This window comes from Caloranaerobacter ferrireducens, assembly GCF_001730685.1.
Taxonomy (GTDB): Bacteria; Bacillota; Clostridia; order Tissierellales; family Thermohalobacteraceae; genus Caloranaerobacter; species Caloranaerobacter ferrireducens.
This window is the reverse complement of the sequence record NZ_MDJR01000001.1, coordinates 82,609-104,716: the sequence shown is the minus strand read 5'-3', so window position 1 is coordinate 104,716 and position 22,108 is coordinate 82,609. Positions and strand designations below refer to the sequence as shown.

Sequence of the window (22,108 nt, the reverse complement as noted above, 5' to 3'; positions counted from 1 at the left end):
GGAATTTACAGCTACATCTGAGAATGTACAAAGGAGGAAATTTTTATGTCAAATACAAAAAAAACTACAAATTTCATAATGGCTTTCTTTTCGACTATAATGTTCATATCAATCGTCTCCAGAATAATTATGCCTTACATCTCTAATTTAAGTGAAAACGTAGTAAATAATGTTGTGTTCCCAATTTTGCTTACTATAGCGTTACTGTTTTTCGGTTCTTTCCAAGGTTTGCTAAGATATGCATACAATAAAAGAATATTAAAAAACAGCGCAGTCCTATTATCTGTTAACATAGACAAGTTTAATTTAAATGAAAGACTTTGGTATTATCTCTTAGTAGCATTAATATACTTTGTACCAATATTCAGAAACCCAATATCTGCTAAAATGATTATAATAAGAGTTGTTTTATTTGTAATAACTTTAGTACTTATAGAAGTCTTACTAAGGCTATCTAATAAAACAATCAAAATTTATTTCCTTAGAAATGGGATTTTAATAACAGGGTTTGATATAAGAATAGGTTTGCCTATTGTTTACGGAACTCAAGTACACAATGATTCTGGATATTATAGCTATAATGACATTGAAAACTATTTTATTTTCCCAGATTATATAGACCTTTACTTAATACTTGAACAAGGTAAGTTAACTTTTAAATCTGATAGTGAACTTGCAAGACAAGTCTCTGGAATTTTAAAACAGAATAAAATAGAAATGAAGAAATTCACTTAAAATGCTGAGGTTATTCCTCAGCATTATGTTTTTTAACATTATTTCTTTCTATATACTCCTGTACTCTTTTTGCTAAAATTGGTTGTATCAATGGATATGTTAAATTCTCTGGCAATTCATCTACTAATTTTATTTCTGCTATTTCTGTTTGAGGCAATTTTCCAAGCTCTCTAACTTCTGCATAAAATAGTTGTCCATACGTCTCTTGCTCTCCATTATTTACCGAATATACATTGACTGGATAAATTGTAAAATCTATTGCTCCTGTTTCTTCAAAAAGCTCTCTTGATGCTGCAGCTTGTACACCTTCTGAGGGTTCGATATGTCCACCAGGTATTTCCCAAGTATTTCTTTCTTTATGTCTTACTACAATCCATTTGTCATTATATCTAGCCATTACAACTGCAAAAATAAGTTTATTTTCTTCAAATTTATCGCAATCATAAAACTTTACTTCAAGCACTACTCTCATCCTTTCAAACATAATAATATACAGTTATTCCATCCTCTCTCTTAGAATAATTTTAGGTATAGTAACTAAACTTTCTAATCTGTCACTAATTCTTCAATTAACCCGATCCAACTAGGTTTATATCCTCTTTCTTTGCACTCGTTAACAAGTACTCTGAAATATTCTATATCTATAGAGGTAAACTTTGCTTTTTTATTTAATGGTATCCAAATAAGGCTTTGAAGATTCTTTTCTTCTTCTGGAAAGCTTTCATCTTCAGGGTCATATCCTAATTCACAACTTTGTTCCCCAATATCAACTAAAAACGTATATTCATTATTCTTAATTTCTTTACTAAATTGAAAAATTATTTTTCCATGAGTGTTAGTTTCCTCTCTAATCTCACGAAGAACAGCCTCATTAGGGGTTTCTCCTCTTTCTATTCCACCTCCGATAAAAAAATGACCAAACCTAGTTCCAATTTTTCCATAACCAAAAAGTACTTCATTATTACGAATAATAATAGCTTGAGCCCTTTTTCTTGTCATCTTTTCATTTTCCTTTCTTATAATTCAATCCTATCATAAAAAGCTATTCTCTTAAACGAATAACACTTCAGTTATATCCTATATTATAGTTACCACTATTTTTCATCTGTGTCTTCAATTGCATTATATCAAAATAATATATCTTATTCATTCGTATTTTATTTAATTTCTCAAACTTTTCCAAAAATTTTAACACACAACTCTGCGTTACTACTTGTAACTATTCTCATTTTTTTCTTTCTCCAAAGCATAATTACTTAAAACCTCATCTATATTAATTTATCGTTTAGTTCTATGACTGTTTTTAATAATTGTAAACTTTACATATTTCTCCTGTTTGCTAACGTTTTATATAATGAAACATTTTTTACTTCTCCGTCAAATGTCAAATTCCTCTAAGATTATATATTTTTTATTGTAATAAAATTTTTGTCTATTCTTTTTTAAATACATTTTTTATTTCTGCATATAATATTGTATGTAATTTATATTTGTCTTTTTGTAATTTATAGTTGACATTTGTTTGGTTATTTATTACAATATGTCTAGAATCAGGTAGTTTAAAGGGTGAAATATATGAAAGACATAATTATCAAGAACAAATTAAAATTAGCAAGAATAGAAAAAAACTTAACACAAGAACAACTTGCAGAACTGGTTGGAGTTACAAGACAAACTATTGGATTAATCGAAAAAGGAAAATATAATCCAACCCTTAAATTATGTTTAAAAATTGCTAAAGTACTGGATAAAGGATTAGACGATTTATTTTGGATAGGAGGTGAAAAATAATATGTTCAAAAAACTAATTGTAAAAGATGAAAGAACCGAAAAAATTTACCATGAAATAGGTTCAAAAATGTTTGCTATTACAATATGGCTTATTTTATCAGCTATGATTTACAGAAGATTCATTTTAGGTCAAAGCCCAAAAGATTTTAGAGATTTACAATTCATTATTGCTATTACAGCTATCTTATATATTGGTGCTAACCTTTACTATGATGGGATATTATCTGTTAGATTAAAAAGTATCTTAATTAGAATATACATTACTTTAGTTATAGTTTCTTTAATAATAGGAATACTCTCTAACAATATAACAAATCTAACAGAAGGTTTGACAAGTATTATCACGGTTACAGTAAGTTATTTCTTTATAATAATTATCTATTGGATTATTTCTTATTTTGGTATGAAGAAAATTAAAAAAGATTTATCTTAAGCAAAAATTTAAAAAATTTAATTTAACAAGTAAATATATCAAAATTGCCGATAATCTATATGTAATCATATCAAACACATAGTTTATCGGCATTATTTTTATATTAATTTTTTTAAATCAAGCAAATTATTTTATTAACCATAAATATTTTTAAATCTTTCCTTTGTCATTTTAAAGAGAATACTGTTATCTGTTTTTAATACTATTTCAAATCCGAAATTACTCAAAGCTTGTTGTCCACTAATACTTGTTACATTATCAAGCATAACTTGTCCATTAAATTCATAAAAATAATATTGAAGCATAAGTTTCATAGCTTCTTTCGCATATCCTCTACCTCTAAATCTACTTTGAATTTTAATATTAAATTCTGCAGTTTTACTATCATCATCATATCTATGAAAGCTCACTTCACCAACTGGTTGGTTTTGAAAGTTATATATTAGACAGTAGAAATTCTTCCCATCTGTCGGTTTTACCATTCTTTTATACCAATCTTTTCTCCTTTCTTTTGGAAATGATACTACTCCACCAACATCTTTCATTGTATTTTCATCAGACCATAATTCACTTACATAATCTAGTTCATAAAATTCAGGTTGTTTTATATAAATCAATTTACCTTCTTTTTTAAAAAAAGCTTTCATTTTTATTCATAAAGCCCCCTTAGCTTCAAACATTCAAATCTAATTTAACAAAACTTTACCTGTTCCATAGACAAATTAAACTCTATAACTTTAAAATAATGGATTTCAACAAAATCTTCCTCAGTTTATTTAAATTGAAGATATTGTTATAATTTTATCAAAGTTATGATTATAAGCCCTGCTAAGTTTAATAAAAAGAATAATCCAAAAACTATGTATAAAGTATTATCATATAACTTCCTCTTTACATTTCCAGATACACTTCCCGTTGATTGTCCCATTTTTTCTATAAAAGTACTCATTAAAGCACCTTTAGACAAATCAGTATTAGGTCTTCCAAAGAAAACATAGCCAAGAAATGCACCCGAAATAAATGCCCATATCATAAAAAATGATTCTAAATCTTTCACTCCACCATTCCAGAAATAAGTAATCAACTCTAAAGCTATTAATATAAGTATCCCTGTATATTTTTTCTTTTTCAAACCTATCCCCCCCTAATCAATTATCTATCTTATTTTGTATCAATTTTATAATATATTTTTTGAAATTTACTTCCTATATCAGTTGTTAAATAATACGATTTACCTTTATACCATATAGAATAAGGGAAAATATATATTGATCCTTGGGGATAATAATTCTTTTCTATTATCCGTATTTGGTATAAAGCATTTTCCCTTTCAAAATCACTTTTGTTCCCTTCTAAATTCTCTAGATTTAAAGAATTAATTAATTCTAAAACCTTTTTCTTATTTTCATTTTCATTAACTACTTTTATACTTCGGTTTTGTTGTTGTTCGTTAATTATCTGAATTTCTTCAATATTATCTAAAGATATTTCTTTAATCATTTTAAAATATTCTTGATTACTGTCTATTTCTATTTTCTTTTTATCAGTTAAAGATAAAAACGCGAAAAAAACTATAATACTTAATACTACAATATAAAACTGTTTTTTCATTTTTCTCCTCCATAACTTGTAAGATTATCACTAAAACATAAATAGCAGCTTTAGAATTCACTCATTTAAAAATATAAACTCTATTATCAAACCCTTTATAATTACTTTCACTATTTCTATTACAACCAAAAAATCAAAAAGCATAGCCTTTAACTGGTACTCCTTCATCTTCCTCTTTATACTTTCTATATATAAACAACAATGTTATTATAACTATTAAAGTTATAATCAATTTACCTCATTCCTTCTCTATAATCAGATAAAACTTTTAATATTCTTCAATATGATATTCTCCAACTGTTTTTTCTCTTGCTTTGAAATATCAAAATAATATATTTTTTTCTTTCTTAATCCTAACACATATAATGTCAGTTTTGATCCTTCTATTTTAAAATTTTCTATTTTCTCCCAAGGCGTAAAAAAGGTTATATTTTTAAACAAATCTAAATAACCTATTCCTTCAGATGTTACTATTAATCTCCTACAAAAAAATGAATCTATCCATAATAAACATAATAAAGTAATAACAAAAATATAAACCAAAACCACTAAAATACTCTTTTCTAAATATTCTGCTATAAAATCCAAAGAAGAGATAATCAAAACAAAAATAAGTCCAAGAATAAGTCCAACAAACAATAATGATCTTTTATAGATATCAAATGGTTCAATAAATTGAATCTCTCCTTTTTTTGTTCTTTTGCTTTTCAAATAGTATATTAGTAAAAATATTATTAAAATTATATCAAAAACTATAGCAAATATCATTTTTTCCTACTCCTTCTTCAATTACTGTTAAAATATTTGTTTTTATATATTCGTTTCAAATCCACCATACAATATTTTAAAATAATATATACTAACAATTACTACAACTTTATGTTAAATTCTATAATCAAATTTCTAACCCCATTAAGATCGTACTGTAATACTTCCCATTTACATAAAATTCTTTTGATACTTTCCCTTCTTCAATAAATCCAAATTTTCTATATAAATTTATTGCACGCTCATTATCTTCCCTTACTTTTAAATTTATTTTTTTAATAATTTTACTTGCTTTTGCCCATTCAATTAACTCTTTAATTAACTGTGATGCTATTCCCATATTCCAATATTCTTTTTTTACACTTATACCAAATTCGCCAGTATGTTTTAACCTCTGTCTACTACCACCTTTGAAACTTAAACTTCCTATTATTTCACCTTCTATTTCAGCAACTAAATATAATTTATTATCAGAATTATAATATTCCTCAATTATTGACTCCTCTAGTTCTTTCGTTAATTTTAATTCACCTGGTTCGAAAGTAAGGAAATCTGATTCATATGAAATAACATTAATAAACTTTATTAACTCTTCAGCATCTTCTTTCTTTGCTTTTCTTATAATCACTTTCTTACCATTAGATAGTATGTATTCCTTCATGATACCACTCCCTATTTTTAGCTCTTTCTGAATAATTTCAAAAAACCTCTCTTAGGTCTTTCACAATAAGGTAATCGATTCTTCTTTTTATGAAATTCTCGACATTCTTCACATTTACCGAAACGTTCACACTTTTTCTTAGGACATGGACAATTTTCTTTATGTATCTCCATTCTTAACCTCCTTAGCTTATAATTTGCATCTTATTTGTACATTCATAAAAATAACCTCTTACTACTATAAACTAATTTTTAACCTCAAAACCCCCGAACATCACAAAACTATTTATTATAAGGGTAGGACTATTTGTATCAAAGTTATTATTTACTGTTTTATTTTCCCAACCACCAAAAATAGGTGTTCCTTTTATAACTACATTCCATCCTTGAGGTACAAAGATTTCTGCTCCTCCAAAAGCTATTAAAATATCAATTCTTGCTTCTTGTTCTTTAAGTATACTCGCCTCTCTTAAATCAACTTCTACCCCACCAAATATTGATGTAATATTTCCACCTTTAAAACTTTGAGAGGAATTTTTAATATTAAAACCTGAGAACAGAGCAAATGCACTTAAGACATCTTTAGAACTTACTTTCCATCTATCTCTCTTATAAAAAAGTAAAATCCAGATACCTAGTAAAATAATAACTATAGGCCAGAATAAGTCATACTCAAATATGTTGAAATATTCAGAAACCTTTAATTGTAATAATATTCCTATGATTATCAATATAATCCCTGTTATTTTCGAAATAGAATTTGTAAATAATTTATACAAACCAATTACAACTAATATTAGCGGCCAATAACCTGAAATAATATCTCTAATAGTTATGTCAATTATTCCAGTTTCACCTAATAATAGAAAAACACCAATAACAACTAACAAAATTCCAAATATTTTTTTACCATTCATAACTATTCCCCCTTAACAATGTGTTTTATTTAATAAAATATGCTAATTATCTATAATTAATATCAAAAAGCCCTTCAACATGTTCAAAGTCTCCTGCTTCATTGTAATATAGAAACTGTACTCCATCTATCCATTCACTGTTATAGTCTCTTTGTAAGAATGTTTCAACTAACTTAGTAAAGGTACAAGTACCACCACACGAACCTTGAAAATAATTGTATTTCCAAGTTGTTCCTATAACCTTTGAAGGCTCAGTTATCTCTTCATTTGTTGAAGCTTCTTTTAAATTTACTATTGCAATCTGTTTATTATCAATTTCTTCAATTTTTACTACTTCAATTGGAAGATTGCTAAAACAATATCGGGATAGCTTACCTGCAATTACATCCAGTTTCTCCTTCAATGAACTTTCTTTAGGGATTATAATATTAGATATAACTTCCTTATCAAAAGTATATATATCTGCCGAATAAATCGGTAAGACAATATATTTTTCCATAAAATCTTTATTATTTTTTGAATTAATTATTAATATCTGTTCTTCAACCAAGCTATGTACTGCATTTATTTCATTTTCTAAAATAGTAATTTTTTTATTCAAAATAGAATTTTCGTCTTTATAATATTTAATTTTATCTAGTAATTTTAAATTCTGCTCTTTCAATAAAGTAACCTCTTCGAGTAATTTATCATTCTTATATTTTAATAAGCTTATACAACCAATAATTAAAGCAAGTAAAAATATAAAAAGTGAAAATATCAGCTTTCTATTCATAAACTCCCCCTATTATTTATCCTTCAGGATAGTTATTTTCATATACTGCCTTTTCAATATCACTATCTTTTATCCCTTGGTCATATAATTTCTCTAACCACTTACTCATTGATAACTTTTTCATTACTTCATCATATGTCATATTTAAAGGTTCTCCCCATTCTTTATTCAGCACATTTTTAAAAGCTTCAGCAATTTTAAGGGCTTTTTTCGTTTCTAATTTCAGCTCATGATTATAAGCTAAATGAGACAATACAATATAAGTCTGCCAACCTTTCAATGTTGATTTCCATTTGCCATTCTCTTGTTCAATAAAATTATTTTTTGAAAGATTATCTAACTCCTTTTCAATATCATTAACCGAAATATTTAGTTTCTCTGATAATTCTAAAGTTCCAATATTTTCCGACTTAATACTGATATACTCCAAAATTTTTAATGAATTATAATTCATTAAAGGTTTTAGATATTTTATTAATGTACCTACATCTCTTATTAAATACGGCAAAAACAATGGGGTTACAGTTGTAGAATACCATCTTGAATTCTTTTCTTTATCGTTTTGCCAACAAGCCATAATTGCAATATTCTTTAAACCTCTTTCTTTACATAAAGTCTGCAAAGTGTCCAAAACTACATCTTGTCCACAAACACTACTTGAACACATCACAGCTTTTTCTTCATCTGACATTAATTCGTCATCAATTTCTTTCAATCTCGCTTTTAATCTATTAATTTCTGACCTTATTTTATATGCTTCAGTATTCATCAGATACCTCCTTATCTCAAAAACCAAAAGCTTCCTCTTCACTAGCCTTTTGAATATATTTATTCTTTATTTATAAAATAAACTCTTTTTAACTAACCATTCTACCGATTCTTTTGTTTCTACTGTATGCTCGCTATTGTATGATGAAGTAGAACTACCAGCTATAAGCGAGGGTTAGACTCCAACAAATTTTAACATTTCAGATACTTTTAAGTATGATTCCAATGATAGCTAATACCAGTGCAGCATTCATTGAGATAATATAAGAATAGTACCATGGACCTGGTTTTCCATTTTCCTGAGTAGTAATTTTAGAATACTGATGAACATATTTTATTATCATAATTCCAAATAATAGAAAATTGATTTTAATTCCACATTGGGATAGATAGTTCGCTATTGCAATTGAAGATATTACTCCCCAAATAACACTTAAAATTGCTAATCCAAATAATAGAACACTCATCATTTTCCCCCTTATGAAAAACTTGTCTTAAATACTCTTGGCTGATATTTTTGTCATTTAGAATTATAGTGATAAGTTAACTGTTCTTTTTCTTCATGATTAAGAAAATATATCTTTTCGTATGTCAAAATTCCATTTTTATCCCATTGTCTTGGTGTATACCAAAAATCACTTGTTGCTTTTGCAATTATCCTTTTTTCTCGGGTTTCAACATTATATATAGTTAAATCAACAGTACCTGATAACTCAGTTGGAGTAACAGGCTGTATATCACTTATAGTTCCTAAAGCTATCAATTTAGAATCATAAGACCATCGTGGCATCCCTACATATGTAATTCCATCAATTATTTTAAAATCCTCTATTGAAACAATAAATCCCCATCTTTCACAAGAAGTACCTGTATCAACAAAAACATATTTACTATTTGGTGCCCATATAAATTCACAAATCCTATTTTCCTTTTCTCCTATGCTTACAGGCTTTTTCTCACCAACTGTCCAAATATACATCTGCCCATACCAACTTTCAGTATCTCCTCGAACGAAAGCAACTTGTTGTCCGTCATAAGACCAAGTGACTGCATATATGTCATTTCGCTCTGTAAGTTTAATCTCTATGTTTTCTCGAGTACTATTTAATATTTCTAACACTTCCTCTTCTGTACTATTCTTTCTATCTATAGTAGATGTATCTTGCCCACTTGGTTCATTCTTCTTATTTATTACTTGGTTTTCTTTAGCACATCCTGCTATAAAAAGAAATAGCAACATCACAACAAATATCAATCTATATGACTTTTTATGAAACATATAAAAATTTCTCAAGCCAATAGCCTCCCTACAGATAATCCCTAAATATATCAAGTTTAATCTATTTAGATTTATTAGTAATCAGTTTTTAATCATATGCCTTTTTATTTACTTCTCTTGCTTCTTCTCAATTTAAAGCAGGTGCTTCAAAACTATAATGTAACTCCTTACTAAACCTATCTTCTATCTTGTGAAAATCTCCACTACCAGAAATTAAATTAAAATCTTTAGAAACATCAACCCATAATACTGTATTTCCATATTCATCTCTGGATATTAATGTATAATAATTCATTTTAAATTTCATTTTTAAAGCTACTCTTAAATTTCCAGCTTTTAAAGAATGAACACTTAATTGCTTATTATTAATCATTAAAACACCTTCAAAGACATTTGGTGTTAATATATTTCTAGTTAATTTCCCTTTCAATCTTATATTAATAACTTCTCCTTCATCATCTTTATCTTGAATATAAAGATAACCTTGATAAGTTTTATCTACTTGCATTGGAATTTCATAAAACATAACTACAAATATAAAAGCAATTAAATTAATTATTACTGACAACAACTTTTTATTCAAATATTTTCCTCCTTATATCCTCACATTCACTAATCTCTGAAATATACTTTTAGTACAAGTCCCCAATCTGCTGTTTTTACAGTATCTTCAATAGTTTCTCGTGGATAATATGTGTTCCCATTTTTATAATCTATTGCCATCAATCCCCAAATAGCTACCTCTTCATTATCACTTGCAACTATTGTATCTTTTAAGTCATATGAACTATAACCATATTCTAATGGATATCTATCTATTATTCGTTTTGCACTTGAACCTCCTATTACAGTTGTCATAATCATATTTTTAGATAAACTCATATCATCCAATAAAATATCTTTCAAACTAATGCTTATTATATCTCTGTACTCTTCTTCACCTGCTCTTTCATATTCATTTGGTATTCTAACACTAAAAATTTTACATATTCTTTCCAATTTCCCTTTTTCCCAAATCTCATACTTAAGCCTTATAAATCGTTTATTTCCTTTATATTTTATTTCTACACACCCACTCGTCATATCTAAATGAGGTTGTAATTTTTTCAGTTCTTCTGTATTAAATAAAGAACTTGGTTTTACTATAAAAGTTCCATTTTCCATCTTGTTTTTCTGCTTTAATAAACTTATATTATTACATCCTATAAGACTAATAAAGCAAATAATATACAATAAAATAATTAAATATTTTTTCTTCATTCTAATTCAATTCACCTACCTATCCATTTTGATAGACCTTAAAATTCCTGATAGTTTTGATACTTTATTTTTACTAATTTTAAAGTCATAATATGAACTAAAAATCCTAATAGGCTACTATATCAAATCATCTTCAGTAAAATCACTTATATCAGAAGTTAGCTGGATAACTTCAAATAGTATACTTAAGAACAAAATATAACAAATTTTAATTTAACTCTCCAACCTCGTTTAAAGAAGGACCTAAATTATTCTCAATACCACAAATACCATCTCCACACATTACTCTAATTATATGATTAACATGGTTAGTCTTTTTGCCATACTTACTATCACTGATTCTAAATATATATTCATCTCCAGTTTCATTTACTCCTACCAAATTATATTTCAATGTTATTATGTCAAATGTTTTATTATATTCAGAAATTATTTTTTCTGCTTCTGACACTGGATATGTTATAATATCAACACTCAAACTTGATGCAACTTTATTTTTATCTTGTTTTTTAATACCATCAATGAATGAATCGACTAATCTTTCTGCAAAGTAAGGATAATATAAGTATTTATCAACTATATATGCTTTATCTTCATAAGATCTAACCTTAGTTTTCTTTATAATGAAAGCTTCATTATAAAGAATATAAATGTAATCAATATACCCTGAACTTTTGAAATGCGATAAATCATGTCCTAAAAATTTTATTCTTAAATTTTCATATCTCCCCTTAAAATATACTCTATAACTTTTAATTGATGATTTTGCCATCTCAACTCCATAGTTTTCAACACTATTTGAACTCAAACAACTAAAAACAATGTTATAATCATTTTGTACTATTCCATTCACTAACTTTTCTATTGTTTTGTCAGCTTTCATCTTTAGTTTTTTATAGTTTTCAGTACTAAAATCGTTATCATAAGTAGTACCTTCGATATTTATATGTATTTGTTCTGTAGCTTTTTCCTCCTCATCTACAGACATTTCACTGTGTTGACATCCTGATAAGACTAAAAAAATAAAAGATAATATCAAAACTTTACTTTTCACATTATCACCTCAGAATTTTAACTTTCATAATAAAACAAAATCCATTTTATCTCTATCATTCCAATTTGTATTAAAATGCTATTAAATAATATTATTTCTAAATCCAATAAAATACCAGCTTCTCCTTTTATTTTTATAAAAATATCTAAAGACAAAATAGTTAATATAGTTTACTATATTTTCTACATTTAATAACAATTTCCTCCATAACTATCTATTTTTATATAAATTAGTTTTTACATAGAAAAAGCCGAGGCTAAACCTCGGCATAAGCAATCTCTTTTCCTAAGATAAATTTGTTTATAACATGGGCTACTCCATGTTGGTCATTTGTATATGTTACATAATCAGCAATTTCTTTTACTTTAGAAAAACCATTCGCCATCGCTACTCCTAACCCTGCATTTCTAATCATATGCTCATCATTTTCTGAATCTCCTATACAAATTATTTCCTCGTTTTGTATTCCTAATTCTTCTGCTATTTTCTTAATCCCTGTCCACTTATTACAACTTTTATTAATAACTTCTAGAGTAAACTGAAATGGCTTTACTACTGTATATTTATCTGAAAGCTTTGTTGAAATCTTATCTAAAATATCATCTTCCAATCTTTTAATCCCTTTGTAACGCTTGTCTTGTATAATATCACTTGTATGCAATTTTTTAAAAAACTTTTTCATTTTCATTACAGCATCAATACTATCGTTTATAATTGTTATTTTATATATCTCAATATCATCGCTTAATGAATTGAAATCTACTAGTTTTAAAGGTACATTGTTGGCTATAGACTCAAATTTACTAAAAATGTCATCTTGAAAAACTAATATACTATCTCTTGTATATACATTTAAACTCAAGTTTAGTTCTTTGGTTAAACCATAAATATATTTTAGGTCTTCGATATTTAATCCATTACTCTGAATGACTTTGCTCATAGTATTGTTTAATACCAAGCCTCCAGCACATGATACTGAATAATTTTCATCATCTATTATATTTAATTGTTCTAAATAAGGAAGCATTCCACCAAATATACGTCCAGACGCTAATACAACTTTAACCCCCATACGTAAAGCTTCTTGTATTGCTTCAAAATTTTCTCTTGATATCTTATGCTCTTTATTTAACAAAGTCCCATCCATGTCTAAAGCCAATAGTTTATACATTGCTGAATCTCATCCTCCTATTTACATTGCTGAATCTCATCCTCCTATTTATGTTTAAGAATTCTGACACTAAATCAATCTTATATTTTTTTTTATTAAATCTCTTCTTATATATTATCATAACTTTGTATATAATTCTTCTTATTAAAAACAGAAACCTAATCAAATAATCACTTGAAAGTGTACTCTAAATCATTAACAACATAGTCAATCCATTCATCTTGAGGATAAACAATAACAGGTAATCCAGCTTCTTCTGCTGTCTCTCTAGTTACTGCATCTAAATGATTTTCTTCAGATTCTACAGTTCCAGCAAGTATTTGAATGCCAACATTTGGATGTTTGAAAAGTAATAAATCAATTTCTCCTTTCCGTTCTCTTGTAATAAACGCGGTTACTTTCTCCAAAATATCACTCATTTACTCCACCTACCTTGTTAGATTATATCAAACTCCCCTAAATTCAGAGGCTGACACGAACGTCAGCCCCTTGAGATAATTTAATTACTCCAGAACTATACTCTATTAAAACGATGTCATATTCCTATTTACAAGATCAATCCAATTTTTTATATATATTATATAATCGCTAATGTATTTTTCTTTACCTTTTTATAATCACTTTTCTTTATTACAAACTCTTATGAATATCCTCTTTACTTCTATTCGCTTTTACTCGTCTTTCCCATGTGAAAAATAACCAAGAAAAAACTAACATTTGAACAGTAACTTCAGGAAGACCTAATAAATGCTCTATCAAAGGTGTCTTAGTATATATCAATCCTTCAATTGAACCAGGTGTAGCAGCTACAGCTCCAATTAATGTCAATCCCCATAATACTCCAAATAATTTTAACCATCCTCTTTTACTATCTATTATGACTTTGTAAAAAGGAAAAAGAACTAGAGCTAAGAATGCTCCTCGTAAAATTTGAATTAAAGCAGCAGCCCGAACAATAGGAGAATCTAATGAACGGAAATTAGAATAAACAGCAGAAGAATTAAAATGTTCTCTATATCGCATTATATTCATAAATATCAACCCAATCACTACATAGGTAAGAACATGGATAAGGGAAAAACGCCCAATATAACCCCAAAAATCTTTTTTTGTTTTTTCCATCATAATAAAAAACCTTCCTTTCTTTAATAAATATAATTTTGTTAAAAACTTACTGCAAACACAGCATGTCAGATGGCATCACTAACATACCTGAATCAACAAAACTTATAAAAAGATTGTCTTTAACAAACTCTTGATTAAATATGAAGCTCTCTGAAACCAATGTTTGCTAAACCTCTTAATTTACTTAAAATTTCTATTTAAACTATCAATTACTATAAATTGACTAGTACATTTGTTATAAACACTCTGTTAACTGAAGTTATAGGGCATGACACGAATGTCAATGCCCTACACCACCACACTTCACCTATTATTTTCTAAAGTTTCTTCGCAACAAGTCTAATGAAGCCCACATATTCACCTGCATCTTTTTTTAAAATAGCCGTATCTTGAGGCCAAGGATTTTTACCTACTATGTCCTGAGCTTCTTTCCATTGAGTAAACAGTCTACATCCTTCTGGCATTGTATCTGCAACTTCAATTTCAACCAAACCAGTTCTACTCCATAGCTTTTTCCACCAGTCAACTGTATGCCAACTCCAACAATCTTGACCCCAAAAATCTTTCAAATGCTCTGGAACACCATTCTCAAAATCTTTCATTAACCCTGGAATAACAACTCCAATAGTTCCTCCAGGAGCAAGAAATTTCTGCAAGTAATTTAGATACAAGTCATCTGTTCCAAAATAGATATATGAGTCAACACAAATAATCGCATCAAAAAAACCATCTGCAAATGGCATATTTCCTGCGTCTCCATGAATTGGAAACACCATGTCTCCAACTCCTTTTTCTATAATCCTCTTCCAATTCTCTGTAGGGTCAACCCAAAGATCATACGACCATACCTTTACTCCAAATTCCTTGGCAAGAAATATGCTTGAAATTGCTTTTCCACTTCCCAAATCAAGAACTCTCATATTGGGACTTAAGTTAACCTTTCTACAAAGCCATTCACTTAACCATAAAGTATTGGGTCCCATTGAATTATCAAAAATCCATTCAGAGTCATATTTATTAGACAATGGAAAGTTCTCATTATATAAAATATTTGTCTTATTATCTGACATTTCTTCATTCCTCCATTATATAAAATTTTATTATTAGAGGAATTATGATAATTTTATTAATTAATCATACCTCCTCTGTCAGTTTTGCCATAACTATAGAAAATTTCTACCATCACACAAACCAACTCCTTTCAATTTATATTTTACGTCATATGGGCATTACAATCCCAATAGACACAATTCTAGTTAATCTCATTTTTTTCTCTTTATATAAACTATTGTTTAATGCAGCATCTTACACTTTCTCCATTTACCAACAATTTCCCGAACAATTATCTATTTTTTTATAGTAAATTAATTTTTGTATAGAAAATACCGAAGTAAACCTTAACAAAGGCGATTTTTTTACTTTTAAAAAACTCTTCCCATTTCTTCTGCTATTTTCTAATAACCAAACATTTCACATGTTATTAAAACAAAATCTTCGATTTAAATAAATTTAGGAAGATTTGCCCATATCCATTACGGAAATTATATTTAAAATTATCCACAATTCAATAAGGTATATAATTTCCGATAGATTATAAAAAAATATTTTAAATTTATAATCTAATCTTGCTATTAATAAAATTACAACAATAACAAAATTACACCTCAAGATGCTCTTCTTTTAATCTAATAATCTCTATATCATTAAACTTGTCCTTTATTTTCTTTGCAAAACTTTCAACTCCAAATACTTCAGTAAAAGTATGACTACCAATTATTAAGTTAATTCTTGCAAACTTTGCATACTCAATTGTATATAAATTCCTTTCACCAGTTATATAGACATCACAATCTTGCTCTATTGCTATCTTTACATCTGATGTTGATTCTCCTCCACCACAAACTAACCCAACTCTTTTTATTCTACCATCTTTAAATTGCCATACCTTTACTGGTTCTTCTAATATGTTTTCGAATTTTTTAACTAATTCCTCTAACGTCGTTTCTTCTTTAAACTCTGCTATCCGCCCACATCAGAAACCATCTTCTTCATGTGACTTCTCTATAAGTTGCAATCCAATCTTTTCAAGTAAAGAATTATTAGTTCCAAAATTACAATCATCTAACGGAAGGTGATTGAAATACAGTAACCCTGCTTTCTTTATAAAAATATTCGTTATCCCTAGTATCAAATAAATTTGTTATATATTGTTCTAATTCAGTTAATCTCATATTATCTTCTCCTCTGATTTGTTTTAATTTGAAAGATATTTGTCAGCTGTAAATAGAAATTTTTCAATCCTGATCCCTTTTGACACTACATTACCTTATACCTTCTCCATTTAATAACAATTTCCTCCATGATTATCTATTTTTTGTAGTAAATTAATTTTTTGCATAGAAAATGCCGAGGATAAACCTCGGCACTTTAGCATCAATATTTTTAAATAGTAATAATAATTCCTCTAATCTTTCCATATTTATTAATTACTAAACCCACATCATCACCTACAACTAAATCTTTGAATTCAATATTCATTTTTTTATCATTTCTCTTTAAAATAATAACTGCATTTTCATCAAGCTCTAATAAAGGTGTTACTTCTATACTGTTGTCATCGAAATGCTGCTCAATGACTATTCGTTTATTTTCATAGTCAATCGAAGTTATTAGTCCATAGACAAACTTCTCCCCTTCTAAATAATTACATTCTAGAAAGTCTTTATAGCTTTTTATCAAAACAGTTTTTGTTTCATTATTCCACTCTACCTCTTTATCTAATTTTTCAGCCACAAACCGTATCGGAACATAAACTCTATCATTATAAATAAAAGGTTCTACATCAGTTTCAATTTTACTCCCATCTACATTAATACTTATATTATTAAAGTATACTTTAATATTTTTATAAACACCGTCAGCCAAAACTGTTACTGAAAATAAGAATATAAAAATAAAAGTGAAAATAAATCCCCTACTCAATTTCATTTCAATACCTCCATAACCTGTTTTCAGGGATTATTTCCACTTATACCTCTTACTATACATAATTATCATCTTTTTCTTTTCTTCCTAATCTTCTTATTTTGTTTCTTATTTTTATATCTACTATTTTTCAAGGTATCTTTTTCTCTAGGTTTAATCAAGCATTTTTTTGAATAGCCTACTAAATCTAATCTATTAGTCCTTTTAAGTGCTTCATAGACTAAATCATAATTCTCTGGTCTCTTAAATTGCATCAATGCCCTCTGCATGGCTTTTTCATGCGGAGATTTAGCAACATAAACCTTTTTCATAGTTCTTGGATCAATTTCTGTATAATACATACAAGTAGACAAAGTTCCCGGAGTCGGATAAAAATCTTGCACCTGCTCTGGCATATATCCCAAAGTATTTAGATATTCAGCTAATTCAACTGCATCTTTTAATGTCGAACCTGGATGACTAGATATAAAATATGGTACTATAAATTGTTCTTTACCAATCTTTTTATTTATTTTATTAAAAGTATCAACAAATTTAAAATAAACTTTTTTATCAGGCTTGCCCATCATATATAGTACACGTGATGATATGTGTTCAGGTGCAACTCTTAACTGCCCACTTATATGATATTTGCAAAGTTCATGGAAAAACTCTAAATCTCTGTCATAAACTAAATAATCATACCTTATACCTGACCTTATAAAAACTTTCTTAACACCTCTTATTTTCCTTAACTTTCTTAACAGCTCCAGATAATCTCTATGGTCAATATATAGATTTTTACATGGTGTCGGAAATAAACACTCTTTATTTTTGCATACTCCATGTTTTATTTGTTTTTTACAAGCTCTATGTCTAAAATTAGCTGTTGGTCCTCCTACATCATGTATATATCCTTTAAAATCAGGTTCTTTAACAAATTCCTCTGCTTCTTTGATTATAGATTCATGACTTCTAGCTTGAACTACTCTTCCTTGATGAAATGCAAGTGCACAAAAATTACAGTTTCCAAAGCATCCTCTACTGCTAGTCAAGCTAAACTTAATCTCTTCAATTGCAGGAACACCACCATATTTTTCGTAAACAGGGTGATACGTTCTAGTATAAGGCAAATCATAGATATCATCTAATTCAAGCTGATCTAGCGGCTTTGCAGGTGGATTTTGTACTATATAAATATTTTCATAAGGTTCGACTAATGTTCTACCATTTATATAGTCCATATTTTGATATTGTATTTTAAAGCTTTCTGCAAATTTTACTTTGCTTTTAGTTATTTCTTCAAACGAAGGCAGAATAATAGGTTTATACGGCCTGCTTAAATCATTAGTTTTGTAAACAGTTCCTCTGATATAAGTTATTTCACTAATAGGAATACCACTGTCTAGCGCCTCTGCTATTTCAATAATCTGCCTTTCTCCCATTCCATACACTAATAAATCTGCTTTTGCATCCAATAAAATTGAACGTCTAACCTTATCAGCCCAATAATCATAATGAGCTAATCGTCTAAGACTCGCCTCAATACCTCCAAGTATTATAGGCACATCTTTATATGCCTCTCTAGCTTTATTGGCATATACTATTGTAGCTCTATCAGGTCTTAATCCAATTTTTCCACCTGGTGAATATACATCCTTTTTCCTTCTCTTTTTTGCTACTGTATAGTGATTAACCATAGAGTCTATATTTCCACTTGTTATCAAAAATGCAAGTCTAGGCTTTCCAAGCTTTTTAAAGTCGTCTACACTCTTCCAAGAAGGCTGAGCTATAATCCCAACCTTATATCCATATCTTTCTAACAGCCTACTAATTATTGCACTTCCAAATGAAGAATGGTCTACATATGCATCTCCTGTAATTAATATAAAATCAAGTTCAGTCCAGCCTCTTTTTTTCATATCCTCTTTCGTGATAGGTAAAAACTCTTTCATAATACCATTCCTTTATCTTTCAAGTATTTTTCTTAAAAACTGCCCTGTATAAGACTCTTTCACTTTGCAAATCTCCTCAGGTGTTCCTTGAGCTACTATAGTTCCACCCTTATCTCCACCTTCTGGACCTAAATCTATTATATAATCAGCAGTTTTTATAACATCTAGATTATGTTCTATTACTAATACTGTATTCCCTGTATCAACTAACTTGTTTAATACCTTTATTAATTTGTGTATATCAGCTATATGAAGTCCAGTAGTTGGCTCATCTAAGATATATAATGTCTTTCCTGTGCTTCTTTTACTTAATTCTGTTGCCAGTTTAATTCTTTGTGCTTCCCCTCCTGATAATTGAGTTGAAGGCTGACCTAATTTTATATATCCTAGTCCAACATCGTACATAGTTTTTAATTTATTCTTTATTTTTGGTATATTATCAAAAAACTCCAAAGCTTCTTCTACTGTCATTTCTAATACATCAGATATCGTCTTACCTTTATATTTAACTTCAAGAGTTTCTCTATTATACCTTTTACCTTTACATACTTCACATGGAACATATACATCAGGAAGGAAATGCATTTCTATCTTTATTATTCCATCACCTTTACAAGCTTCACATCTTCCTCCCTTAACATTAAAACTGAATCTACCTTTTTTATAACCTCTCATTTTAGCTTCAGGAGTTATAGCAAATACGTCTCTTATAAAATCAAATACACCAGTATATGTCGCTGGATTTGACCTTGGTGTTCTTCCAATAGGTGACTGATCTATATCAATAACTTTGTCTATATGCTCTATTCCTCTTATTTCATCATGTTTTCCTGCCTTTTGTTTTCCTCTGTGCAGTTCTTGAGAAAGTCTTTTATATAATATTTCGTTTACTAAAGTACTCTTACCAGAACCCGATACACCTGTAACACATGTAAACACACCTAAAGGAATTTTAACATCTATATTTTTTAAATTATGCTCTTTAGCTCCAATAACTTCTATCCATTTACCATTTGGCTTTCTTCTAGTTTTAGGTATTTCTATTTTCTTTTTACCACTTAAATACTGACCAGTAATTGATTTTTCACATTTTTTAATATCCTCAACAGTCCCTTGAGCAACAACTTCACCACCGTGAACTCCAGCACCTGGTCCAATATCTACAATATAATCTGCACTATACATTGTATCTTCATCATGTTCAACTACTATTAAAGTATTCCCCAAATCAGTCAAATTTCTGAGCGTTTTTAACAATCTGTCATTATCTCTTTGATGAAGTCCTATACTTGGTTCATCAAGAACATATAGAACTCCAACCAAACTAGAACCTATCTGTGTTGCAAGTCTTATTCTCTGAGATTCTCCTCCTGATAGAGTTCCAGCACTTCTAGACAAAGTTAAATAGTCTAATCCCACATCTACTAAAAACTTCAATCTTTCTTTGATTTCCTTTAAAATCTGATTTGCTATATATTTCTGTCTTTCATCAAGCTCTAGTTTATCAAAAAACTCTAAAGCTTGTCTAACAGATAATTCAGTAACTTCTGCTATATTTAATCCCCCAACAGTTACTGCTAAACTCTCTGGTCTTAGTCTAGCACCATTACAATGAGGACAAGGATTTACACTCATGTAACTTTCGATTTTCTCTCTCATATAATCTGAAACTGTTTCTTTATATCTTCGTTCAAGATTGTTAATAATACCCTCAAATGGAGCTTTATAAGTCCTTAGTCCTCCAAATCTACTCTCATATTTGAAAGTAACACTTCTTTTACCTGTTCCATATAATAGCTCTTTTATAAACTTTTTTGGTGCTTCCTTAATTGGTGTATCTAAATCAAAACCATTATACTCAGCTATAGCCTTGAATATCTTGTAATAATAAGTATCTTCTGAAGTACTGTTAAAAGGAGCTATTGCCCCTTGATTAATGGATAAATTAGGATTAGGAATTATAAGCTCAGGGTCAACTTTCTTATAACTGCCCAACCCATTACAATATGAACACATACCATAAGGACTGTTAAAAGAAAACATTCTAGGTGACAATTCCTCTATGCCGATTCCACAATCTACACATGCAAATTTTTGGCTAAACAACATCTCTTTTTCATTAACAACATCTATAATAACTATACCTTCACTTAAATTTAGTGCAGTTTCTAAAGAATCAGCTAATCTATTTTGAATACCTTCTTTAATTTTTATCCTATCAACCACAACTTCAATTGTATGTTTTTTGTTCTTATCAAGCTTTATATCTTCATTTATATCTCTTATTTCTCCATCTACTCTTACTCTAACAAATCCTTCTTTTCTGATATTTTCAAAAACCTTTTGATGTTCACCTTTTCTTCCTCGTATTACAGGAGCTAAAACTTGAATTTTAGTACCATTTTCTAAGTCTAAAATCTGATCAACCATCTGGTCTACTGTTTGAGATGATATAACTTTACCACATTTAGGACAATGAGGAATTCCTATTCTAGCAAACAATAAGCGTAAATAGTCATATATTTCAGTAACAGTACCTACTGTTGACCTAGGATTTTTACTAGTAGTCTTTTGGTCAATAGAAATTGCAGGTGAAAGCCCCTCTATATAGTCTACATCTGGTTTTTCCATCTGACCTAAAAATTGTCTTGCATAAGCTGATAAACTCTCAACGTATCGTCTTTGTCCTTCCGCATAAATAGTATCGAATGCTAAAGAAGATTTGCCAGAACCACTTAATCCTGTAAAAACTACAAATTTATTTCTAGGTATTTCTAAATCTATATTTTTTAAATTATGCTCTCTAGCTCCCTTAATAATTATTTTGTCCTTTGACATATCT

General features: G+C 28.6%; 29 protein-coding genes. 3 read left to right on the top strand and 26 right to left on the bottom strand.

Translation table 11 applies throughout. From position 1 onward, the window contains the following. Positions 1–45: 45 nt before the first annotated feature. Positions 46–735, top strand: coding sequence for a hypothetical protein (locus tag BFN48_RS00515; RefSeq protein ID WP_069648928.1), 690 nt, complete (start codon positions 46–48; stop codon positions 733–735). A 10-nt stretch (positions 736–745) separates the two neighbouring features. On the opposite strand, the gene BFN48_RS00510 is transcribed toward BFN48_RS00515, so the two are convergent. Further along, positions 746–1,207 (bottom strand): NUDIX hydrolase, encoded by a 462-nt coding sequence (locus BFN48_RS00510; RefSeq protein WP_278287276.1) that lies wholly within the window; start codon positions 1,205–1,207, stop codon positions 746–748. A 74-nt stretch (positions 1,208–1,281) separates the two neighbouring features. Further along, positions 1,282–1,734, bottom strand: a complete 453-nt coding sequence (locus BFN48_RS00505; protein ID WP_069648927.1) for an NUDIX domain-containing protein — start codon at positions 1,732–1,734, stop codon at positions 1,282–1,284. A 576-nt stretch (positions 1,735–2,310) separates the two neighbouring features. Between BFN48_RS00505 and BFN48_RS00500 the strand changes: the two genes are divergently transcribed. Then, positions 2,311–2,526: a helix-turn-helix transcriptional regulator gene (locus BFN48_RS00500; RefSeq protein ID WP_341418551.1), complete on the top strand. Its 216-nt coding sequence runs from the start codon at positions 2,311–2,313 to the stop codon at positions 2,524–2,526. A 1-nt stretch (position 2,527) separates the two neighbouring features. Then, positions 2,528–2,959, top strand: coding sequence for a DUF6773 family protein (locus BFN48_RS00495; RefSeq protein ID WP_069648926.1), 432 nt, complete (start codon positions 2,528–2,530; stop codon positions 2,957–2,959). A gap of 134 nt (positions 2,960–3,093) precedes the next feature. Here BFN48_RS00495 and BFN48_RS00490 read toward each other — a convergent pair whose 3' ends face one another. The 24 genes from BFN48_RS00490 to uvrA form a co-directional block, all read right to left on the bottom strand. Continuing rightward, positions 3,094–3,606 carry a GNAT family N-acetyltransferase gene (locus BFN48_RS00490; protein ID WP_069648925.1) on the bottom strand — a complete coding sequence of 171 codons (513 nt, stop codon included), beginning with the start codon at positions 3,604–3,606 and terminating at the stop codon, positions 3,094–3,096. 146 nt (positions 3,607–3,752) lie between these two features. After that, the gene (locus BFN48_RS00485) at positions 3,753–4,091 is read right to left on the bottom strand and encodes a hypothetical protein (protein ID WP_069648924.1); all 339 of its coding nucleotides are present in this window, start codon (positions 4,089–4,091) and stop codon (positions 3,753–3,755) included. A gap of 29 nt (positions 4,092–4,120) precedes the next feature. Further along, positions 4,121–4,570 (bottom strand): hypothetical protein, encoded by a 450-nt coding sequence (locus BFN48_RS00480; protein WP_069648923.1) that lies wholly within the window; start codon positions 4,568–4,570, stop codon positions 4,121–4,123. Between the two features lie 255 nt (positions 4,571–4,825). Then, positions 4,826–5,338, bottom strand: a complete 513-nt coding sequence (locus tag BFN48_RS00475; RefSeq protein ID WP_069648922.1) for a hypothetical protein — start codon at positions 5,336–5,338, stop codon at positions 4,826–4,828. Between the two features lie 127 nt (positions 5,339–5,465). After that, positions 5,466–5,999 carry a GNAT family N-acetyltransferase gene (locus BFN48_RS00470; protein WP_054871299.1) on the bottom strand — a complete coding sequence of 178 codons (534 nt, stop codon included), beginning with the start codon at positions 5,997–5,999 and terminating at the stop codon, positions 5,466–5,468. Between the two features lie 17 nt (positions 6,000–6,016). Further along, positions 6,017–6,172, bottom strand: coding sequence for a hypothetical protein (locus BFN48_RS12285; protein WP_176718780.1), 156 nt, complete (start codon positions 6,170–6,172; stop codon positions 6,017–6,019). A 71-nt stretch (positions 6,173–6,243) separates the two neighbouring features. Then, a complete protein-coding gene (locus BFN48_RS00465) occupies positions 6,244–6,915 on the bottom strand; it encodes a LiaF transmembrane domain-containing protein (protein WP_069648921.1) in 672 nt (223 codons plus the stop codon). 46 nt (positions 6,916–6,961) lie between these two features. Beyond that, a complete protein-coding gene (locus BFN48_RS00460) occupies positions 6,962–7,690 on the bottom strand; it encodes a hypothetical protein (protein WP_069648920.1) in 729 nt (242 codons plus the stop codon). Between the two features lie 16 nt (positions 7,691–7,706). Then, complete coding sequence (locus BFN48_RS00455; RefSeq protein ID WP_069648919.1) at positions 7,707–8,459, bottom strand: Clp protease/crotonase-like domain-containing protein; 753 nt, start codon at positions 8,457–8,459, stop codon at positions 7,707–7,709. Between the two features lie 199 nt (positions 8,460–8,658). Beyond that, on the bottom strand, positions 8,659–8,928 hold the full coding sequence (locus BFN48_RS00450) for a hypothetical protein (RefSeq protein ID WP_141706097.1): 270 nt from the start codon (positions 8,926–8,928) through the stop codon (positions 8,659–8,661). Between the two features lie 50 nt (positions 8,929–8,978). Then, a complete protein-coding gene (locus BFN48_RS00445; RefSeq protein ID WP_069648917.1) occupies positions 8,979–9,752 on the bottom strand; it encodes a hypothetical protein in 774 nt (257 codons plus the stop codon). A gap of 112 nt (positions 9,753–9,864) precedes the next feature. After that, positions 9,865–10,320: a hypothetical protein gene (locus tag BFN48_RS00440; protein ID WP_069648916.1), complete on the bottom strand. Its 456-nt coding sequence runs from the start codon at positions 10,318–10,320 to the stop codon at positions 9,865–9,867. A gap of 29 nt (positions 10,321–10,349) precedes the next feature. After that, complete coding sequence (locus BFN48_RS00435; RefSeq protein ID WP_083238715.1) at positions 10,350–10,997, bottom strand: hypothetical protein; 648 nt, start codon at positions 10,995–10,997, stop codon at positions 10,350–10,352. Between the two features lie 208 nt (positions 10,998–11,205). Continuing rightward, positions 11,206–12,051: a hypothetical protein gene (locus tag BFN48_RS00430; RefSeq protein WP_069648915.1), complete on the bottom strand. Its 846-nt coding sequence runs from the start codon at positions 12,049–12,051 to the stop codon at positions 11,206–11,208. A gap of 17 nt (positions 12,052–12,068) precedes the next feature. Further along, positions 12,069–12,206 carry a hypothetical protein gene (locus tag BFN48_RS12280; protein WP_176718779.1) on the bottom strand — a complete coding sequence of 46 codons (138 nt, stop codon included), beginning with the start codon at positions 12,204–12,206 and terminating at the stop codon, positions 12,069–12,071. Positions 12,207–12,307: 101 nt separating this feature from the next. Then, entirely contained in the window at positions 12,308–13,222 is a 915-nt protein-coding gene (locus tag BFN48_RS00425) for a Cof-type HAD-IIB family hydrolase (protein ID WP_069648914.1), read from the bottom strand. A gap of 170 nt (positions 13,223–13,392) precedes the next feature. Then, complete coding sequence (locus BFN48_RS00420) at positions 13,393–13,641, bottom strand: NUDIX domain-containing protein (RefSeq protein ID WP_069648913.1); 249 nt, start codon at positions 13,639–13,641, stop codon at positions 13,393–13,395. A 211-nt stretch (positions 13,642–13,852) separates the two neighbouring features. After that, the gene (locus tag BFN48_RS00415) at positions 13,853–14,254 is read right to left on the bottom strand and encodes a hypothetical protein (RefSeq protein ID WP_207644674.1); all 402 of its coding nucleotides are present in this window, start codon (positions 14,252–14,254) and stop codon (positions 13,853–13,855) included. A gap of 410 nt (positions 14,255–14,664) precedes the next feature. Beyond that, positions 14,665–15,417, bottom strand: coding sequence for an SAM-dependent methyltransferase (locus BFN48_RS00410; protein ID WP_069648911.1), 753 nt, complete (start codon positions 15,415–15,417; stop codon positions 14,665–14,667). A 587-nt stretch (positions 15,418–16,004) separates the two neighbouring features. After that, complete coding sequence (locus BFN48_RS12880) at positions 16,005–16,370, bottom strand: Nif3-like dinuclear metal center hexameric protein (protein ID WP_083238786.1); 366 nt, start codon at positions 16,368–16,370, stop codon at positions 16,005–16,007. Positions 16,371–16,379: 9 nt separating this feature from the next. Further along, positions 16,380–16,538 carry a hypothetical protein gene (locus BFN48_RS12275; RefSeq protein ID WP_176718778.1) on the bottom strand — a complete coding sequence of 53 codons (159 nt, stop codon included), beginning with the start codon at positions 16,536–16,538 and terminating at the stop codon, positions 16,380–16,382. A gap of 251 nt (positions 16,539–16,789) precedes the next feature. Beyond that, positions 16,790–17,335, bottom strand: a complete 546-nt coding sequence (locus BFN48_RS00405; RefSeq protein ID WP_069648910.1) for a copper amine oxidase N-terminal domain-containing protein — start codon at positions 17,333–17,335, stop codon at positions 16,790–16,792. A 65-nt stretch (positions 17,336–17,400) separates the two neighbouring features. Beyond that, on the bottom strand, positions 17,401–19,266 hold the full coding sequence (locus tag BFN48_RS00400) for a YgiQ family radical SAM protein (RefSeq protein WP_176718777.1): 1,866 nt from the start codon (positions 19,264–19,266) through the stop codon (positions 17,401–17,403). A gap of 12 nt (positions 19,267–19,278) precedes the next feature. Next, positions 19,279–22,104, bottom strand: a complete 2,826-nt coding sequence (gene uvrA, locus BFN48_RS00395; protein ID WP_069648908.1) for an excinuclease ABC subunit UvrA — start codon at positions 22,102–22,104, stop codon at positions 19,279–19,281. Positions 22,105–22,108 lie beyond the last annotated feature (4 nt).

Bases quoted from the DNA above. Each gene is read 5' to 3' on its own strand.
- BFN48_RS00450 (WP_141706097.1), bottom strand. From the start codon at position 8,928: ATGATGAGTGTTCTATTATTTGGATTAGCAATTTTAAGTGTTATTTGG.
- BFN48_RS12285 (WP_176718780.1), bottom strand. From the start codon at position 6,172: ATGGAGATACATAAAGAAAATTGTCCATGTCCTAAGAAAAAGTGTGAA.
- BFN48_RS00460 (WP_069648920.1), bottom strand. From the start codon at position 7,690: ATGAATAGAAAGCTGATATTTTCACTTTTTATATTTTTACTTGCTTTA.
- BFN48_RS00500 (WP_341418551.1), top strand. From the start codon at position 2,311: ATGAAAGACATAATTATCAAGAACAAATTAAAATTAGCAAGAATAGAA.
- BFN48_RS00435 (WP_083238715.1), bottom strand. From the start codon at position 10,997: ATGAAGAAAAAATATTTAATTATTTTATTGTATATTATTTGCTTTATT.
- BFN48_RS00515 (WP_069648928.1), top strand. From the start codon at position 46: ATGTCAAATACAAAAAAAACTACAAATTTCATAATGGCTTTCTTTTCG.
- BFN48_RS00420 (WP_069648913.1), bottom strand. From the start codon at position 13,641: ATGAGTGATATTTTGGAGAAAGTAACCGCGTTTATTACAAGAGAACGG.
- BFN48_RS00455 (WP_069648919.1), bottom strand. From the start codon at position 8,459: ATGAATACTGAAGCATATAAAATAAGGTCAGAAATTAATAGATTAAAA.
- BFN48_RS00490 (WP_069648925.1), bottom strand. From the start codon at position 3,606: ATGAAAGCTTTTTTTAAAAAAGAAGGTAAATTGATTTATATAAAACAA.
- BFN48_RS00405 (WP_069648910.1), bottom strand. From the start codon at position 17,335: ATGAAATTGAGTAGGGGATTTATTTTCACTTTTATTTTTATATTCTTA.
- BFN48_RS00465 (WP_069648921.1), bottom strand. From the start codon at position 6,915: ATGAATGGTAAAAAAATATTTGGAATTTTGTTAGTTGTTATTGGTGTT.
- uvrA (WP_069648908.1), bottom strand. From the start codon at position 22,104: ATGTCAAAGGACAAAATAATTATTAAGGGAGCTAGAGAGCATAATTTA.
- BFN48_RS00470 (WP_054871299.1), bottom strand. From the start codon at position 5,999: ATGAAGGAATACATACTATCTAATGGTAAGAAAGTGATTATAAGAAAA.
- BFN48_RS00480 (WP_069648923.1), bottom strand. From the start codon at position 4,570: ATGAAAAAACAGTTTTATATTGTAGTATTAAGTATTATAGTTTTTTTC.
- BFN48_RS00510 (WP_278287276.1), bottom strand. From the start codon at position 1,207: ATGAGAGTAGTGCTTGAAGTAAAGTTTTATGATTGCGATAAATTTGAA.
- BFN48_RS00425 (WP_069648914.1), bottom strand. From the start codon at position 13,222: ATGTATAAACTATTGGCTTTAGACATGGATGGGACTTTGTTAAATAAA.
- BFN48_RS00505 (WP_069648927.1), bottom strand. From the start codon at position 1,734: ATGACAAGAAAAAGGGCTCAAGCTATTATTATTCGTAATAATGAAGTA.
- BFN48_RS00475 (WP_069648922.1), bottom strand. From the start codon at position 5,338: ATGATATTTGCTATAGTTTTTGATATAATTTTAATAATATTTTTACTA.
- BFN48_RS00400 (WP_176718777.1), bottom strand. From the start codon at position 19,266: ATGAAAGAGTTTTTACCTATCACGAAAGAGGATATGAAAAAAAGAGGC.
- BFN48_RS00410 (WP_069648911.1), bottom strand. From the start codon at position 15,417: ATGTCAGATAATAAGACAAATATTTTATATAATGAGAACTTTCCATTG.
- BFN48_RS00415 (WP_207644674.1), bottom strand. From the start codon at position 14,254: ATGAATATAATGCGATATAGAGAACATTTTAATTCTTCTGCTGTTTAT.
- BFN48_RS00495 (WP_069648926.1), top strand. From the start codon at position 2,528: ATGTTCAAAAAACTAATTGTAAAAGATGAAAGAACCGAAAAAATTTAC.